General features: G+C 43.4%; 16 protein-coding genes and 1 pseudogene. 7 read left to right on the top strand and 10 right to left on the bottom strand.

The annotated features are described in order from the left end of the window. Window positions 1-17: 17 nt before the first annotated feature. Entirely contained in the window at window positions 18-404 is a 387-nt protein-coding gene (locus C505_RS24010) for a GFA family protein (protein ID WP_083938253.1), read from the bottom strand. A gap of 411 nt (window positions 405-815) precedes the next feature. On the opposite strand from C505_RS24010, the gene C505_RS0104195 reads away from it, so the two are divergent. The 4 genes and pseudogenes from C505_RS0104195 (at window position 816) to C505_RS0104185 (ending at window position 3,327) form a co-directional block, all read left to right on the top strand. After that, the gene (locus tag C505_RS0104195) at window positions 816-1,820 is read left to right on the top strand and encodes an Ig-like domain-containing protein (RefSeq protein ID WP_018691338.1); all 1,005 of its coding nucleotides are present in this window, start codon (window positions 816-818) and stop codon (window positions 1,818-1,820) included. Between the two features lie 58 nt (window positions 1,821-1,878). Beyond that, window positions 1,879-1,935 (top strand): annotated as a pseudogene (locus C505_RS24940) (YSIRK-type signal peptide-containing protein); the annotation flags it as partial. Between the two features lie 305 nt (window positions 1,936-2,240). Next, window positions 2,241-2,624: a hypothetical protein gene (locus tag C505_RS0104190; RefSeq protein ID WP_018691337.1), complete on the top strand. Its 384-nt coding sequence runs from the start codon at window positions 2,241-2,243 to the stop codon at window positions 2,622-2,624. A gap of 262 nt (window positions 2,625-2,886) precedes the next feature. Further along, complete coding sequence (locus C505_RS0104185) at window positions 2,887-3,327, top strand: hypothetical protein (protein ID WP_018691336.1); 441 nt, start codon at window positions 2,887-2,889, stop codon at window positions 3,325-3,327. Between the two features lie 13 nt (window positions 3,328-3,340). Here the strand turns inward: C505_RS0104185 and C505_RS0104180 are convergent, their stop codons facing one another. Genes C505_RS0104180 through pdsO form a run of 3 tightly spaced genes read right to left on the bottom strand, consistent with a single transcriptional unit; the run spans window position 3,341 to window position 6,773 of the window. Next, window positions 3,341-3,922, bottom strand: coding sequence for a class GN sortase (locus tag C505_RS0104180; RefSeq protein WP_018691335.1), 582 nt, complete (start codon window positions 3,920-3,922; stop codon window positions 3,341-3,343). A 2-nt stretch (window positions 3,923-3,924) separates the two neighbouring features. Further along, a complete protein-coding gene (locus C505_RS21385) occupies window positions 3,925-6,006 on the bottom strand; it encodes a marine proteobacterial sortase target protein (protein WP_018691334.1) in 2,082 nt (693 codons plus the stop codon). A gap of 23 nt (window positions 6,007-6,029) precedes the next feature. Beyond that, window positions 6,030-6,773 carry a sortase-associated OmpA-like protein PdsO gene (pdsO, locus tag C505_RS0104170; RefSeq protein WP_018691333.1) on the bottom strand — a complete coding sequence of 248 codons (744 nt, stop codon included), beginning with the start codon at window positions 6,771-6,773 and terminating at the stop codon, window positions 6,030-6,032. Between the two features lie 215 nt (window positions 6,774-6,988). On the opposite strand from pdsO, the gene pdsR reads away from it, so the two are divergent. Continuing rightward, window positions 6,989-7,684 (top strand): proteobacterial dedicated sortase system response regulator, encoded by a 696-nt coding sequence (gene pdsR / locus C505_RS0104165; protein WP_157368795.1) that lies wholly within the window; start codon window positions 6,989-6,991, stop codon window positions 7,682-7,684. A gap of 17 nt (window positions 7,685-7,701) precedes the next feature. After that, window positions 7,702-9,861 carry a proteobacterial dedicated sortase system histidine kinase gene (gene pdsS, locus C505_RS0104160; RefSeq protein ID WP_018691331.1) on the top strand — a complete coding sequence of 720 codons (2,160 nt, stop codon included), beginning with the start codon at window positions 7,702-7,704 and terminating at the stop codon, window positions 9,859-9,861. 64 nt (window positions 9,862-9,925) lie between these two features. On the opposite strand, the gene C505_RS0104155 is transcribed toward pdsS, so the two are convergent. Next, window positions 9,926-10,525, bottom strand: coding sequence for a thiol:disulfide interchange protein DsbA/DsbL (locus C505_RS0104155; protein WP_083938251.1), 600 nt, complete (start codon window positions 10,523-10,525; stop codon window positions 9,926-9,928). 629 nt (window positions 10,526-11,154) lie between these two features. Beyond that, entirely contained in the window at window positions 11,155-11,553 is a 399-nt protein-coding gene (locus C505_RS0104145) for a hypothetical protein (protein WP_018691328.1), read from the bottom strand. A 428-nt stretch (window positions 11,554-11,981) separates the two neighbouring features. Here C505_RS0104145 and C505_RS0104140 point away from each other — a divergent pair, with 428 nt between their 5' ends. Then, window positions 11,982-14,621, top strand: coding sequence for a reprolysin-like metallopeptidase (locus C505_RS0104140; RefSeq protein WP_018691327.1), 2,640 nt, complete (start codon window positions 11,982-11,984; stop codon window positions 14,619-14,621). On the opposite strand, the gene C505_RS21375 is transcribed toward C505_RS0104140, so the two are convergent. Genes C505_RS21375 through C505_RS0104125 form a run of 4 tightly spaced genes read right to left on the bottom strand, consistent with a single transcriptional unit; the run spans window position 14,532 to window position 17,635 of the window. Continuing rightward, the gene (locus C505_RS21375; protein WP_018691326.1) at window positions 14,532-15,560 is read right to left on the bottom strand and encodes a hypothetical protein; all 1,029 of its coding nucleotides are present in this window, start codon (window positions 15,558-15,560) and stop codon (window positions 14,532-14,534) included. The genes C505_RS0104140 and C505_RS21375 overlap by 90 nt on opposite strands. Then, entirely contained in the window at window positions 15,557-15,769 is a 213-nt protein-coding gene (locus C505_RS24935) for a tail protein X (protein WP_083938249.1), read from the bottom strand. The genes C505_RS21375 and C505_RS24935 overlap by 4 nt, the downstream gene beginning before the upstream one ends. After that, a complete protein-coding gene (locus tag C505_RS21370; protein WP_018691325.1) occupies window positions 15,696-16,145 on the bottom strand; it encodes a phage tail protein in 450 nt (149 codons plus the stop codon). The genes C505_RS24935 and C505_RS21370 overlap by 74 nt, the downstream gene beginning before the upstream one ends. Next, entirely contained in the window at window positions 16,142-17,635 is a 1,494-nt protein-coding gene (locus tag C505_RS0104125; protein ID WP_018691324.1) for a hypothetical protein, read from the bottom strand. The genes C505_RS21370 and C505_RS0104125 overlap by 4 nt, the downstream gene beginning before the upstream one ends. Between the last annotated feature and the right edge of the window lie 52 nt (window positions 17,636-17,687).

Below are 17,687 nucleotides of genomic sequence, written 5' to 3'. Positions count from 1 at the left end.
TTTTTGAATCGCTTTTACTAAGTTTGAGTTTCTAGATTCCATGGAACCCACGCAGGGAGTTCTGATTGATAACTATGTTGTTTGCCTAATTTCAAACTCGATGAGTCATCGAGAGAGCTCATTGTGATTGAAATTTTATCGTATCCCTCATCAATCGCACAAATTGAGCTACCACACCTTGGGCAGTGCCCTTTTTTCGTATGCTCAGAAGATGCAAAAAAATCAGGTTTATCCGAAGAAGTTACCCATGAAAATGTCTCTAAAGGGAACTCTACCCAAGCGACTGTTGGAGCGCCAGCCCATCGTTGGCAAATCTGACACGAACATAAATGTGGAAATGAAGGCTTTCCTTTAGCAACATACTGAACATGCCCGCATAGACAGGATCCAGAGTAAGATTTCATCGAAATTTCCTTTTGACTTTAAGATCTTGAACCGTTGAACTTTTTTGAAAGATATTGATGCCTCATTCAACCCACTGAAAAATGTATACTTAACACCCTCAGCACAATATGAATTTATCATCGCTAATCATACAAACGGAGTTGTTGATGTTCAATACAGCAATTTACCCTGAACAAATGAATAAATCGAAACACACATATGTTAACATTTATTTAACCACAAATGATACCAACCAAGCCACTGATATTTAAATCAAAAATAACGCTTACACCACTTTAAAAACAACATATATCCCAACGACCAATTAAAATAATTGTTAATTAAATTTGACTATTTTTTAATCAACATGTACATTACACACAACTTAATATTTCATTAACAGGTTTTTAAACTAAGGTTGGGGATTGCTCATGATACTTAAGCCGTACCGAAGTATCGCTGTTGTTGCACTTGCTGGATATCTGGCTGCTTGCTTGCCAGCAACTTCAAACGAGTCCGATCATGAGATCCAAACTGAACAACGTGTTGCCGTCGCACTTCCAATTGCGGTGGGTGATATGTCACAAAGCTTTTCTTTCCCGCTGCTTGCTCGAAAGCTAGGCCTGAAGGACCAAATCCGCACTTTAACGCTTCTAAAAGAAGGTGAAAAAGGGAAATGGGAAATCTCTACAACTTCTGCAACATATTATCCATCACAAAACCAATTTGGTCGTGATACAGGACGTTTTATGTTAACTACGCGTTCAGGTCAGTTGTTACAACTCACGATTGCTGTTGATGGCATTAATACCCTCGAAGAAAACCACCCTTTCGCTGATCATTTTGAATTTCCAGTGACCGTCGGGAATTATTCCCGCAGTGTCAATTGGCAAAGCGCTTCTCGCGTTCAGAATTTTCATTCTGAAACGCTCGATGCATTTGTCACCCAGCAAGGCATGAAAGGTGAATTCGTCGTTGATGGTGCACTACTGATTTACCACCCGTATCCAAACCAGAGTGGCAGTGATCTGGCTCACTTACAAATTAAGGACAGCTATGGTCACCAGCGAATGATTTCCGTTCAAGTGAACGAGATTGATACAACACATAAACCTTGTGGTCGAAATACATCGCCATTTGCGAAAAACTTTCAGCTGAATCTGGCTCAATCAAAAGTGCCCTCAAGTATCCAAGTCAATTGGCTACTGCAAAGTCAGGCAAAAGACCCTGACAATGACGGCCTTTCTGCAGTTGTGATCCAGCAAGGAAAGCAAGGTCGGTTTTCAACATTAGGACAGCAACTGACCTACAAGCCAAATCAAAAAATGCCAATTGATCAGGATCAAGGAATGTTCGTCATCACAGATGGGAAAGGTGGTCTGGTCACTGTGAAAGTCACCATCAATGGCAATGAAATCTCGGCGACAAAATCGTAACTTTTGGTACAAACCTATCGATTCGTCCACTTTTGATCTGTAGAGAAATCAGTGGCTTTCCCAAAATCGATTTGCAATACGCAAATTAAGCTTTGGTTTATTGCAATCATCGTAACTTATTCGGTCCAGATTTATGTTTTCATAAATATTTATTCATACTTGCTTGATAAAAAAAGAGTTTAAAAATTTACTTTCTCAGCATGATTTTACACATACCTCTTATATTCATTAGAAATTCTAATGTTTAATCTGGAATTTTTTTCAATTGTACCGATGGATTTTTCACCTACAATCCTCCGTGACTCTCGTAAGTCAAGTAACTTAGGTCTACTCATTCAGGCGATATCGCCGTACTGGTAATACAGTTACGTTGCCAGATTATCATTGTCGGATTGAAATAAATAATAGAAGGACTTAGAAATGAATATTTTCAAAACAACACTGGCTACTGCTTTTGCTTGTATCGCTTTCCAATCTGCTGCAAGTGATGATGTCCTGCTGAATGTCTTCCCTGCACCAAATGACGTTTTTGAGCAAGGTCAAGATCTCCAATTTACATTCAATGAACTTGAAGCCGCAGGATTTATCCAGCAAGAATGTATTCTCAATACAATCAACTATGTGATGGAACCAGACTCTGATAGCTATCTGTCACACCAAGCGCGTTGCACGTTTACAAGACCACACGGAAACTGGTCTCTTATTACCGACTACGCTCGGGTCACAGGTGATGTCCTTTATTTAAGAAATATGAATATGTACAGCGGCGGTCGCACAATCGTCGAGTACTCAACTGTTTACTAATACTCACGCTCTATCCTCCCACAGAAAATGCTTTCCTTCATACTCGACAAGGCGTGCGAAAGTACGCCTTCTTTGTTCTTACTGCTGAGTGGAAGAACGCAGATACGATAAAAGTGGATATGACAAAAGTAGACAATCCATTGGATAACCGTAAAAAAGGATGAAATCATTCTCTTTTTTCTTTTATTTTCATACAAAAACCGTGTTCCAGAAAAGTAGTATCCCACGTACGATGAACGCCAAAAATTCATGAGGAATTCGCATGCGCTTATTGATGACATTATTATTGTTGACCCACTTTTCCCTATCAGCCCAAACACCCGCTGCACACTGTCAACTTGCGCAAAAGTCAGACTTTGCGCAACCTGTTCATCAGCAACAAATTGCCGGTTTTATGCTGAAACAGCCATTATCAGATGATTGGTTTTATGATACACCGTTAGAATACCTCAATGTAACCTATGAAGGTGCTTTTGGTCATCGTCCCTCTGACCGCCAGGCAGCACTACTCATGTGTACGTACCTAGCCCAATCATCGATTAAACTCGTCCATGACCGATGCCAAGCTGGACTCTGTGGCCTGCCAGCCAGTACCAGTCTCTATCACCTCAAATTAAACATGGCCCCAGACTTTGGTATCGCACATGCATGGATCACAATTGACCAACAGGAACATATCACGCTAGAAGCATTGGATGATTAAGGTTTCACCTTGATCAGGAAGTTGACACAGGATGAGCGATCACGACATATCTCTGGTCAGCATTTTGTGTCAATCCATGAAATGGATAACAGGTCACGAGCGTTAATTGGTCAGCAAATCGACCTGCTAATAAGCTGCTGTCATCTTCACTAACAATGCGAATTTCTGAAACGCGGTATGTTTTTGATGATGAATCCGTCTGCTTTTCCAACTCGAATTGATCACCAACAATGACATGCTCTAAAAATGCAAAGTGCGTATCTCGATGCCCTGCAATAATGATGTGCTTTTGTTCACCCGCTAAACTCGACAAACCGGAGTGTAACCCTGGACCAAATGCCAAACTTCGACCAGATGCACCTTCAAGGATAAACAAAGACGAATCTTTATGCTTCAATCTCGCAACAGGAAACGTATCTGCCCACTCCCAAGGCTTTACGGGCTGGCCTGTCTCGAGGCTTTTTTCCCAGCTGAGTTGAATTAAATATTGAGCAAGCCTTGCTTTCGCCACAATGTAAAAGCTCGAACCAAGATGCCAGCCAGCGAACAGTAACGTGGCGATGAGAATGACTTGCTGACTCTTGGTTCGAGACATACTTACACCTCCTGTATTTTGATTGATTTTTGGTTGGAACGCGGTTGGGTGAACCACCAAATACAAACTGAAACTAACAGCATCAAAAGTCCAATCAGGAGATGAAACTGACTTTGCGTTGCAGTCTTTGGCATCTGTAAATGGCTACTTGCAGGTTTCATGTTTGCAAATCGTTTATCTTGCGCCATTTCATCAAGTGGACGAGATGGTGTTTGCTCAACCGCTAACAGACTGGTAAATGGCGTCACAATATGGTGATTTAAACCAAGCTCAATTATCTGTTCTTTCGCTTGTTCCATCTCCAATTGTCCCAGCTGCGCTTGTTGATGAATATGTTTCACCTTGTCCTGCGCCCAAAGCACATGTAGTCCACTCTCTTTTTTGACGGCCGATACAGGAATTGTTTCTTTCCATATAGACTGTCCTAGATTTCCCGAAACAACGAAGGATTTCAATGGAGAGTTCCCTTGAAATGTCGCGATAACTGGCTCCCCTAGATAAAGATCTTTCATTGGGTTTGGGAACCACTGTGTATCCAGATCACTGACGAGCTGAATATCCTGCATGACGGGGTGCTTTAACTTTTGCAACATTGAAGACATTTTTTCTTTGACTTCATGGACATTACCGATATAGGTAAATGTCCCTCGTCCTTTCGTTGCAGCTTCCTGCATAAAATAGCGATTCGGTGCTGAGCCAATCCCGATGGTATAAAGCCGTGATTGCCCCAAACCATTGTGGATCATGCTCAGAAGCATGGCTTCATTCCCAACACTACCATCTGTGAGAAAGATCACTTGACGCAGCTTCTCTGTTTTTCGTGCTTGATTGAAGACATAATGCAGCGCCTTCGCAATCTCTGTGCCACCATCTGCTTTGAGTTGATGGGTAAACTGTTTCGCCTTCGCAATATTCGTAGGATTTACATCCAATACTTCATTGGATAAGGTCGAATAGTCAGAGTTAAATTCAACAATGTTAAAGCTATCCTTTGGCGACAACTGGTCCAAAGCATAATTCACAGCGGACTTTGCTTGCCGAATTGATTCACCATACATCGAGCCAGAGGTATCTAGTACAAAGATGACTTCTCTTGGTAAAATCCGCTTGAGAGACAGAGATTCTTGCGGCGGTAAGACCATCAGCATACCATAATGTTCATCTTGCCATTTTTGCTGAAAGGCGACGACGCGCGGTTTTGTTGCAGCTGTGGGTGTCCAGGTCAATTCAAAGTCCTTATCTGCCATCGTCTTGCCACCAAGCAGACGGATCCGTTGATGCCCCTGCCCTAATGTTTTTACAGTCACTTCATGGTAAGGACTGCGCAGTTTTGATAAGTCAAAACCAGTATGAAGATCGAGAGTAAGTGATACCGGGTTTTTGACGGTATTGTTGATTGGCGGCCTGATCCGACTGACATCGGTCACCACTTTTGGGTCATTCAAGCCCTCTTCAGAGGGAGTATTAAAGAAGAATGTGGAACCTGGGATATATCGTGGTGTTAGCGTCATAGGAAAATGAATTGAAAAATCACCTTGATCATAAGCCACCATTTGTTGGTACTCTATCACGACCGTGATCGCTTCTTGTGGACCAATATTTGCCAGTTCAGTAGTATATAAGTTGGGTCGCTCCTGAGAAACTAAACTCGCTTTTTGTCCGTTTGCTTTGGCCCGCTCAAATCGCTTTTTCGCTTCTTCCTTTTCATGGATCTCCCCTTCAATAATCCGCTCTCCGATGAGCATATCAAGATGATCAACAACAGAATTGGTTGGCAATGGAAAAACATAAGTACCATTTATCCAATGATTATGGGGGTTTTGAAAGGATTGCTTGAGGCGAACACGCGCAACCATCCCTGTCACTTGAATATGCACATCTGTATGGAGTGCTGGTGCTTCGATAGTGTCACCATCCAGTTCAAAAAATAAAGTTCCTTGTTGTGCCTGATGAAAAGCAGGGCTTGCGTGACATGAAGGCGCTAGGCCAATCGTGGCTGCGATACAAAGGCAAGACGCCCAAAGTTTTAAGAAAGGGGCCTGGGCAAAGCCCAGGATCCCTTGGTGACGATTCATGAGAACCATGATGAAAACCCTTTTGTATCGTGTTATTCAACGATTTCTGTTGATGCAACTTGTTCGTTGCTTTGGGACGATTGCAGTGTCAGCGTGACCCGACGGTCAAAAAAGTTGGTTTCGAACGACTCATGCGACTCCATAGGCTTTGCATCACCAAAGGCATTGATGACAATCCGCTCATCTGGGACACCCAGCGAAACGAGGTAGTTTTTCACATTTTCTGCGCGCTCTTGGGACAGTTGCAAATTGAAGTCTGCTTCACCCCGTCGATCGGAAAAGCCAGATAAGTCCAATTGCGTTTCCTTTGCCTGCATCATGGCTTCTGCTATCGCTTCGAGCTGCCCTTGATAAAGCGGCTCTATTGCAGAAGAGCCCGTTCTAAATTGAATATTCATTTCCAATGTTTGCTCATTTCCAGATTCAGGTTGCTGGACCTGAGCGAGCCGGTAACTATCTTGTAATTGCTGTTTGGCAATCGTCAATTGATGCTCATAAGATGATTCCATTGCCACAAGCTGCTGCGCTTTATGATCTAACTGCGTATTCAGTGAAGCAACCTCGTCTTTAGCGCCCACACTATTTCCAATCAACCCCCCCGTGATCCCGGCAATTACCGCACCTGCAGGCCCTGCAATGAGCGCGCCAATCACAACACCAGCGCCAACGCCGACACCTTCTTCTGGATAAGGCTGGCGGTCTTTACCTTCAGCAGCTTGTGAAATTGGGCTTAATAGTGTTGCCATGAGGGCCAGTGAGATTGCTTGCTTTTTCATGAGAGTACCTTTTTAAAATTTTGAATCGTTATACGTTGGCGTTGTTACCCCGTTTCTTGTGACTCATTAAAGCAAGCAGTTCTGGCAACCCGATGGATAAAAAAGGACAAATTCTCGATAAAAAATGATCAATTATGGCAATCCGACATCAAATGTAACGATTTAGCCACATTTGGGGTATTATCCACCGGGTTGAGATGTTTGAGGAAGAACCCATGCAGCGCCATATTGCTATCGTTGAAGATGAAGCCGCTATCCGTGAAAACTATGCCGATGTCCTACGTAAACAAGGATATCAAGTATCGACTTATGCCAATCGTCCAGATGCGATGAATGCTTTTTCTGCCCAGCTTCCGGACCTTGCGATTATTGATATTGGTCTTGAAGATGAAATTGATGGTGGTTTCCATCTTTGTCAGGACTTGCGCAATCGCTCAGCCACTCTCCCAATAATATTCCTCACTGCTCGGGACTCTGATCTGGATACGGTCTGTGGCTTACGGATGGGGGCCGATGACTATCTGACGAAAGATATCAGTTTCGCCCATTTAACTGCACGTATTGCTGCGCTCTTTCGTCGCGTGTCTATGCTCGATGTCCCAACCCAATCTGACCAACTCCTCCAACGAGGTGATCTTAAAATCGACACCAATCGTATGACGATGAGCTGGAATGACAGTCATGTTGATCTCACAATCACTGAATTCTGGATGGTTTACGCGCTCGCGAAGCGGATCGGTCATGTCAAAAGTCGTGATGACTTGATGCAAGAAGCGCAAATATTTGTCGATGACAGTACCATCACATCTCACGTCAAACGGATCAGACGAAAATTTCAGCAAATTGATCCAAGTTTTGATGCCATTAATACCGTTTACGGCATGGGCTATCGCTGGCAACAAGAACAATAAATGAAGCGGGTTTGGTCATGTTGAAATTTCCTTTTGGGCTACGCACAAAATTCATCATTCTATCTAGCTTCTTGTTTAGCTTACCTTGGTTAGGGTATCAATATGTCTGGGAAGTTGAAAAGTACTTAAGGAAAGGTCAGGAGAAAACGCTACTTGGCACCGTACGTGCTGTTGCAACCGCATTACATGAACGCCCGAAGCTCTTCGATCACCAAGCAAGCTTTCTCAAACAGGTGAAGAGAGGGCGTGACCTATACGCTTACGCCTTACCCACACCCATCCAACTCGATGGGGATCACACCGATTGGCCTAATTTCACAAGCCGCAGCTATGCCTACGGTGGGGACCATATCATTCGAAATATCCCCCCTTATCAGGAGTCTTCTCTCAGCTTTCGGCATACGATGGGAAAATATGGCGAATATCTATATGCCTTCTTTGAGGTCACGGATGATCGAGTGATTTATCGGCAAAAAAACAGCCTGCGCGTTGATAGAAATGACTTTTTGCAAATCGCAATGATGACCCCTGAGCAAAAATTTCAAAGATATATTATTGCCACCCCCAAAGCGGGTTGGGTGAATGCTTTTGAACTTCCAGAGGATAGCTTTAGCCTCCGCGCAAGTTCGCTGGAAAAACGGATCCAAGGACAATGGAAACAAACCGAACATGGCTACAACATCGAGCTACGGATCCCGCTCAATTTGGTCGGTGAACAAATGGGGTTTGCCATTTCAGATGTCGATGATCCAAAACGTCGTCAGATCTCAGCCGTGATCGGCACATCGAATCCACAATATGCCACTTTATTAGGATCCGTACTCGTCCCTTCACCAGAAATCGAGCGGATCATCAAAGGAATGGGCCACACCAGTTCCCGAATATGGGTCGTTGATAAACATCAGCGTGTCCTTGCGAGAAGCGGTGATATCCGCGTCTCAAATGGTGTTTGGGGAAATGCGCTCGATGAAGCAAACAGCCCTGACTGGTGGCGATGGATAGAAACGAATCTCCTGCATCCTGTCTATTACAAAATCCTCACCAAACCGCCAAGTGACTTTGTTGATCAGTTATACGATTCCGCACGCTTGGAAGGCTCTCACATTCATACAGCATTAAAAGGACAGTCTAAATCGACCTGGCGTCTCTCTTCTGATCACCGTGCCGTGATCTTATCCGCCGCTTATCCAATCTGGATCGATAATCAGGTAATGGGGGCTGTGATTGCTGAAGAAACAACAAACGGGATCCGGACGCTACGTAATAAAGCATTGGAAAAACTTTTTAACGTGATTCTCGCCATCATGCTGGTCGGGACATTTATCCTTTTCTTATTTGCTTCCAGGATCTCTCATCGAATTTTGAAATTAAGAGACGAAGCAGAAAGCATTATCGACGAAAATGGACGATTGACCCGCCAAATGGAACAGACGAAAGCGAAAGATGAAATTGGTGATTTATCCCGTAGTTTTAGCAATATGGTGCAGCGTTTGTGGCAATACACCCATTACTTGGAAAACATGTCTTCTCGCCTGTCTCATGAATTAAGAACGCCAGTGACTGTGGTTCGTTCTTCACTAGAAAACTTGGCGATGCAACCACTAGATGATGAATCAAAAATTTATATGGAGCGCGCCAAAGAAGGCGTCAGCCGATTAAGCACCATTTTGACGAATATGAGTGAAGCAACCCGATTGGAGCAATCATTAAGAGATGAAGAAAAAATCAAGTTTGCTTTGGATGAAGTCGTTACAGGGTGCGTACAAGGGTACCAATTTGCCTATCCCGATCACAAAATCATTTTGGATTGTAAAGTTGAAGGGCTCATGATGCAGGGTGTCCCAGATGCAATAGCGCAGTTACTTGATAAGGTGGTTGCAAACGCGATGGAGTTCTCAATTACCGAGTGTCCTATCCGTATTGGGCTATCGCAGTCACAACAAGAAGCCAAAATCCGAATCAGTAACGAAGGGCCTTATTTGCCAGATGAAATGAAAGATCGGATCTTCGAGCCCATGGTCTCTGTTCGTAAAAAACAAACGGATAAGCAACCACACCTGGGCATTGGTCTGTATATTGCGCAATTGATCACAACATTTCACAAAGGAAAAATCTGTGCTGAAAACAGAACGGATTGTGAAGGTGTGACAGTCATCGTCAGCCTGCCACTCGATTGAACATACTCACCACCCCATGAAGAGGTGGCACAAACATGAACAATAAAAGGCGATCTCTCGCCTTTTATTTTTTCAGGAGATAGGAAACCAATTCGATAAACTGCTCTTTCGATTTGATGTCTTTCATGAGCAATTGATACTGATTATCCACGATAATCGCCGGTACACTTGATAAATTCAGCGCCATAAACTGTGCATCATAGCTACCGAACAACCCTTCAAGTAAAAAGCTATTTTCCAGAGCTTTTCTTTCTGCTTCAGTTACACCAGCTTGGGTAAACCATTGCTCTATTTCAGCAGGTCCAGCAGGCTCCCTTTTTCCTTGATGGATCACAGCAAAAGCTTTTTGACTCACCGAAGATTCCATACCCAACAACCAAGCCAATGCAAAAGCACGTTGCAGCTCTCTTGCCATCGTCCCACCAGGAGAATTGACCGGCACTTTCGTCAATGAAAGACCTTGCTTGTGTAAATCCGTATCCAGTTGTTTCATCAGTGGTTCAAATCGGTAACAATGTGGACAGTAGAAAGAAAAGTACTCAACAACCCGTGGTCCAACAAAAGGGCTTTGTATTTTTTTATAATGCTTCCCTTCTTGGAAGTCTACAGTCATACCGGATGCACTCACGAATGCGATGCATAACATGAGAAGATATTTCTTCATTGAGTTCACTTCTTAAATTTGTGACAAATGTGAACAGAACCCTAACAAACAGATACCTTTTGCGCAATTGCAATGTAGAGAAAGTTCAGGAGAGCGTATTTTCCTCTCGTCGAAACACGTTTTCTTATTGCTGAAAAACAAAGTCGAAAGAGCGGAACACTTTCTATTTTTTTGTGAGAACAAGTAAGATGAGAATAGTTTGAACTTTACAAAGATACGACATCATGTCGTAACATGAAGTTCAAGGATGAATTTTCGAGAGGCTAAAAAATTAGTGATATCATGCTTAGAAGAAGGAAACTTCGATCATGAAGCGAGAGATAACATTGATGTTAAAAATTTACTCCCTACAGGGTAAATCTCACCTTCAGACTTAGCTGAAATAATTTTGAGCTGTAGAGGGAATAAGCATCCAAGATCCCCTCACCATGATGACCAAAACATTGAAGTGCATAATATTACGACAACATATCAAAGTAAAAATTTGTACATTAAGTATGGGGTCTGTTTCTCTTTCGAAAATCCACGCTGTTACCGCTGAAAAGCATTAAGTACAGTGTAAAGAGAGAGGTTTGGTCAAAATGGGTGGAATCAATCCACCCATTTGAAACACGCAAAGCGGATGCTTTTTAGTGAACAATTGAGTACTCAACGTTGACATGACCGCCTAGGTATACATCCCATTTTTGATGGTAACGGATGTCCGCAGATACTTGTGCGTAGTGACGAACCAAAGAGTTATTCATTGGTGCCTGGATAAATGTACAACGGACTTCGTGACTTTTGTAAACAGTCGAAGTGGGTGGTGCAAAATAATTGATTGTATTCAGGCTACACTCTTTTTCTTCATAACCCTTCTCTTCCAGCATCTCTTTGACACGGGATAAATTCTCATGAAAACGCATCGCTTCTTCTGGCGTTTCGTAAGTCTCAAGTGGTGGAACGTGAATTGGTCCACGGTCTGCTGCCATCACATTTACAGATAATGCCATTAGTCCAGCTAAAGCGATTGTTTTAAGTGCTCTCATTGTCGATACTCCATTCAAATATAGTTATAAAGTACTAATTCCAAACTATTTTTGATGCAAAAGTTTGCATCGAGAGCTAGTTTATATGAACCACCATAAGGAACAACTGAGAGTTTTTAGCTATTTCGAATGAATAATTATCCTGCAAAATAAGCAAATAGAATTATTGAATATAAAAATAACCACCTCCTTGTAAATAAATTATTGATGTATCGATCGAATTTATTAAATTTACCTTTTTTATTTCACGCTATTGCCTGATCTTTGTCACTCATCTTGCTCAAGAAATCATCGTTATCACAATCGTTGTAATCAATTTCTTAAAACCAATAAAAAAGGAGCAGTCTTCAACAATCGCAAATCCGTACCTATTTTTTAATTTTGTCTAGACTGAAATGTACGACAGCTAAAAATATAATGGAAATCCAATGACTAAAACAAATTGGATCCTGCTGTTTTTCCTCCTGTTTTTCTGGAGTATACACACCAAAGCTGAACAAAGTTTTTGGGAGGAAGCATCAAGTTACAGACTTAAGTTTGAACATTCATCAATACTCCAGCCGGAATCGCAAATCCATATTCGTCATCTGAATACGGAAAAAGCGCTCAACATGTTGGACATGAATGTCGTGGGCGCTCAAACAATACAACTCCCCATGCCAAACGGCACTTTTCAAACATTTACCGTCAAGCCAGACCCAATTTTGCCAAAATCACTTGCTGCAAAATATCCACAAATCAGAACATTTTCAGGATTTGCCTCGCAAGAACATAGTCGTACACTCAAACTTACCTTTTCATCACAAGGGTTGGTTGCTGATATCTATCAAGGAAATACACGCATCTACATTCGTCCCATCCATCATTTGACTCAGACTCGACTTCCTCGCGGTGTGAACTCTACAACGCATGGTAGTATATTTCGGCATGCACTAAAGCGACCAATGATACATTTTCAAGAGTCGATTCCCCTTTTCCCATTCTATCGTGGGGAACATCGACCGGATGAACCACGTCGTTCATTTTCCGACGATCAGTTAAGAATATTCAGGATAGCCATATCAACATCAGGTGAATATGCTCAGTTTCATGGCGGCACAAAATCAGCGGTCCTCGGGGCCATTTCATCAACTGTTCAACGGATCAATCAGATTTTTGAACGAGATACCGGGATCAAATTACAAATCGCCAACGGCAGTGACAAAGTCATTTTTCTGGATCCTGGCAACGATCCATTCCATAACAATGTTGATGATATGGGCCGGAATATAGGGGTACAAAAAAGTCACCTCGATAGTGATGATTATGATCTCGGTCATGTCTTCAATACATCCGGTGGCGGTATCGCAAATTTAAGCTCTGTTTGCCAAAGTGATAAGGCGGGTGCGTTGACCGGAATTGGTGAACCCATTGGCGATATTTTTAACATTGATTACGTTGCGCATGAAATCGGTCATCAATTTGGCGCACATCACTCATTTAATGGCACACAGGGTGCCTGCAACGGAAATCGACATCCAAGCAGTGCTGTTGAGCCCGGTAGTGGCACAACTATCATGGGTTACCCAGGGCTATGTGGTCCGTTGAATCTGCAAGGGCAAGCAGATGCCTACTTTCATGCCAATTCGATTCAAGAAATCCGTTCGTTCGTCAGAAGCATTGCCGGATCAGGGTGTGGTATCCCCATAGACAGCGATAATATTGCGCCAGTTGTATCCACTGGAAATGAGCAAACAATCCCTGTAAATACCCCTTTTCACTTAAAAGGACACGCACAGGACGAAAATATAGGCGATATTTTGAGCTATACATGGGAGCAGACCGATTTAGGTGATCCATTAAATGATTTATCCCGCTTAAACCAATCGATAAGCGGTCCACTCTTTCGCTCCAGGGCACCTAATGCAACACCGACACGCTACTTCCCTTCAATGACAGACCTGTTATCAGAACAAGTCTCTTTTGGGGAGTTGTTACCCTTGCAAAGCAGAACACTCCAGTTCAAATTCACAGCACGGGATGGTCAGGGTGGTATTAGTATTGATAGCCTGAATATTCATGTGACTGATAAAGCAGGGCCATTTCAAATCCGTGCGCCAGGGCACAAAGAACTATGGCAGCGCGATCAGCAGCTCATCAAATGGGATGTCGCAAGAACCGATCACCCCCCCATCAACTGTAAACGAGTCGATATTCTTTGGGCAAAAAACGGTGATATCAACAATGCAACTATACTTGCCGACAATTTACCCAATACAGGTGTTGCAACAATCCCGATTCCAAGAGACACAACCTTTTCAGCGCGACTCATGATCCAGTGTTCAGATGGTATCTTCTATGCGGTGAACCCCGGCCCTTTCGTGGTCGCATCATCCCAGGACCAATCCCGTCAACAGCTATCCATTCAGACCATTCGCCCAATCCAGATCAATGAGGACACATCCTATACTTTCTCATTGTCTGACTTTCAATTTACTTCCCGGGCACGTGGTGAGCAGAACATCGAAATCCTTCTTGGTGTCCAAGGAGACTACCATGTGAATGGTCATACCTTTATTCCCGATCCAGATCAGTATGGAGAAATGATGGTTCCTGTGACCTTATCCAATGGTGAGATTTTCAGCCCCCCTTATATGACGAAAATCATCGTGCATAATGTAAATGACATACCTGTCGCCAATGATGATGAGTTTCGGATTGAAAAGGACTCAAAAGACAACATGCTGGATGTACTGGACAATGACACTGGATTAGAAAGCGGCACTTCCGTTAAAATTATCGATGTCACGACCACAGGCCAAGGTCAGGTGAAAATTTCTGGGAAACAACTTGTCTATACTCCACCCAGCGGATTTGTCGGGGAAGAAAATATGACATATCAAATTCGGGATGAAGACGGGGAAATGGATGATGCAAAAATCCGAATTATTGTATCAAACGGTGCCCAGGTCCACGTCAATAGCAGCAGTCTGTTCTGGCTACATAGCGCGCTGGCTTTCCTTTGTTGGCATCGTCGCAGGGAGTGTCGCTTCTACGAAGCTACGACACCCATCGCTCGGTCGTGCTGATGTGATCACACGATCAATCGACCATGCGCCTTGCATCACGGTTGGGAAAGTATGATCGAGCTTAAGTATCCCTTCAGCTACCAATAGCGGATGCCCTACCGTTTGCAATCGCAAACATTTTTTTGTTCGCTTCAATCGACGATGTTCCTGTTGTATAGCCAATTGAGCTAAATCTTCATTTTCATAGGACTGAGGGAGTCGCTTGAAGGGCGCACTCCCCTGTTGCAACTCAGAGAGACAACCTGTTTCACCCTGCCAAAACATGGCAGCAACGCCGTTAAACTGCGTTCTTCCTGTATCCGTTACTTCTGCATTGAGTATCTTCAACTGACTATGCTCCAGCTTTAAGCTCGCATACAAAATAGGCAGCTCTTCTCCAGAAAAACATCGTACTTGGCCACGAGGTGCAAGCACATAATAGGTATCAACAGGTTTGGCGATTGCATCATATATACTTGCCAGACGCGACAGGAAACTCATATCCGTTTCTGCGTTTTGATCAATATGGATCAGATAAACCGCATCAAATTGGTCAGCAACACGTGGCGTAAAACCATGCGCAGTGACCACCTGACGAAATAGATCACCAAACGTGATCTGACTAAAACTCCGTGAACGCTTTTCCTTTAAGACATTCTTTTGAGTTGTTTGAAAAGGCGCAGCACTGGCAACTACAGTGACGACAGGCGGCGTCAACCTCCATTGCACTCGGTTAATGATGAAATGTCCACGGTGAACAGGTCGATACGCAGGGGGCATACAGGTTTCAAAAATCAGTACTTCTCCCTGTTTTGGCACCCAAGTCAGGTGCATACGACTGAAGGTGAGCGTCAGCTGATCTGCTTGAAGCCCACTAACATCAATCAACTCCCACCGGAGCAGTGATGTATCCAATGAATTATCTTTTGGTCCACGGATCGTACACGTTGTTCGATTCATTCGTCCCATATCCTCATGACTTTTGTTGCAACCAAGAAGGGCTCATCCGGTATTTTGAGCCTAAGACCATCCGGAAGGATCGGCCCATAAGAAGGCATATCAGGATTGAGGTGATATAAGGCAGATTCAAATGCATCATCGTCTGATCCCAACGCCCGATACAGGATCTTGTTGGGTGTTTCTCCGGCGATTGTGGTGATGTATTTCATCGGGGTATTCTTCCAAGGTTATTGAAAATTGGATCATCAACGGTGTTCCATCATCAATGATGTTCTGATGTGTCTCTCGAAGGCACAGGATCTTCCAGCGACCCAAATTATGCCCTAAACTGTCCGATAGAACCTTTGGCATACCTTCTTGTTGAAAATGCCGCAGTATTTGCATCGCTTCTAGACCCTTTTCACCAAAGAGCTGTCCACGTAAGGTCATCACTTCCAAGGGGTGGCCTGCATAAAATGAGACCGGCCGTTGCTGAAGTGTTTCCAATTGTCGCCACCCGCTTTCCCTTTGACGTTCCAACTGTTCATAAGCACTATTTTCAGCAAGGCCAAATGTAAATCCACCGTAGTTCAACTGCTTATTCATCGTGTCTCCATTCGATCATATAGTGAGGCATCTAACCGGACAGCAAGTTGTTCGTTTGCAAAAGCTGGGAATAACTCCTGTTGCATGCGATGAAGGAGTAAATCAACAAACTTGTCTGGCACCTGATCGTAAGATGCTTCAGATTGGATTGTGATTTGCGGGCTAAACACCCACTGAGACTGAGCGTGAATTCGTGATAACTGTGCTGCATCAAGTTTAGGTATTGTTCTATCGCGTTGCGTTGAATGACGCAAAGGTGGACGATTCAAACCAGACGCCTCATTTTTATGATCAATAATGTCCTTGTTTTCAACCTGCTTTCTTTTTTCAAATAGCGTTGAAATATAGTTTGGAAAAATACGCCATTGACGATCACGCCTGACTGATTGCCATTGCTGGCTGGCTTGTTCACTCATCCATTCACCCAACTGGCTCCCCACTCTAGCACCTGCAATAGCCATCATTGGGCCGTTGCGTACACCATGGATCCCTCCAACAAATAAACCAGCCAAACTACCCGCCAGCTTCGTCACTTTCGCAAACTCACGATGAGCAAATTTGTCTTTCAATTTCACGATTTTTTTCCCAATTTCCAAGGATTGAAAAGAAGCATTGAAAGCCTGAGCTGCTCGTGCTGTCTCTTCCCTACCAATGGATAGCACTTGAGTGATGCGGTGTGATTCTTTATGACTCATGTGATGTTTCAATGCTAATTGCATTGATGGATATTGCACCTGTTCTCTTTCACATATAGAGATAAAGCTTGGCTCTGGCTGGACAGTAAATCCAGCTTGATGTTGAACAGGTTGAGGCACCAAACGACCTATCATTTCTCCTATTTGACCACCCAGTGCAGCACCACCAGCGGAAGCCAACACTTGCAAATGGCCAGCTCGACCTCTCGTTAAAAACTGGACGAATGATCCACCTACCAAATCACCGAATACTCGCCCCGTTGTTGGGTAGTCTTTCGTTTCAAATGCCTTTATCAAAGCACCGATTTTCATGAGATACTCCATCGGTTTACTCACACGACCAACTTTTTTCAAACGGGATTGCGTAGGTAAAATATCAAGCCCTGCGTTGAACAACCCAAGATAGCCTGATGATTGATAAAGTATTTCCGCACCTTTTTCTGCCTTGAATGACAGCCTGGATTTCAGATTTGAGCCAGACCAATTACGATCCTGTTGATGCGTATATCTCTGGCTCCATGGAGACGAATATTCATTCCGAGCAAGCAAAGTACGTGTAATAAGTAAACTTTTCGTATCTTCATTACGCGATATCCACCCTTTCAATATGTGCCGAATATGTACGAGCTCATCCAGCTGCTTGTTCAACGTTCGATTGAGTTGATAGGGTTTCCAAACGCCTTGTCTCTGATGAGATAATGCCAGATCCATCGGCTTTAACAGTGAAGCAGTTGATCCATGCCAATGCGGAGACTGTAAATGAAAAGGGGGGTATGTATATTGAAATACCACCATCACTTTGTTCCTTGTGTTAACCAACGCATAGCTATTTCATAACGCCGCAACG

Origin of the sequence: Algicola sagamiensis DSM 14643, from assembly GCF_000374485.1 — a bacterium.
Classification (GTDB): Bacteria; Pseudomonadota; Gammaproteobacteria; order Enterobacterales; family Alteromonadaceae; genus Algicola; species Algicola sagamiensis.
The sequence above is the reverse complement of the archived record's forward strand: the minus strand, read 5'-3'. Positions and strand labels throughout refer to the sequence as shown.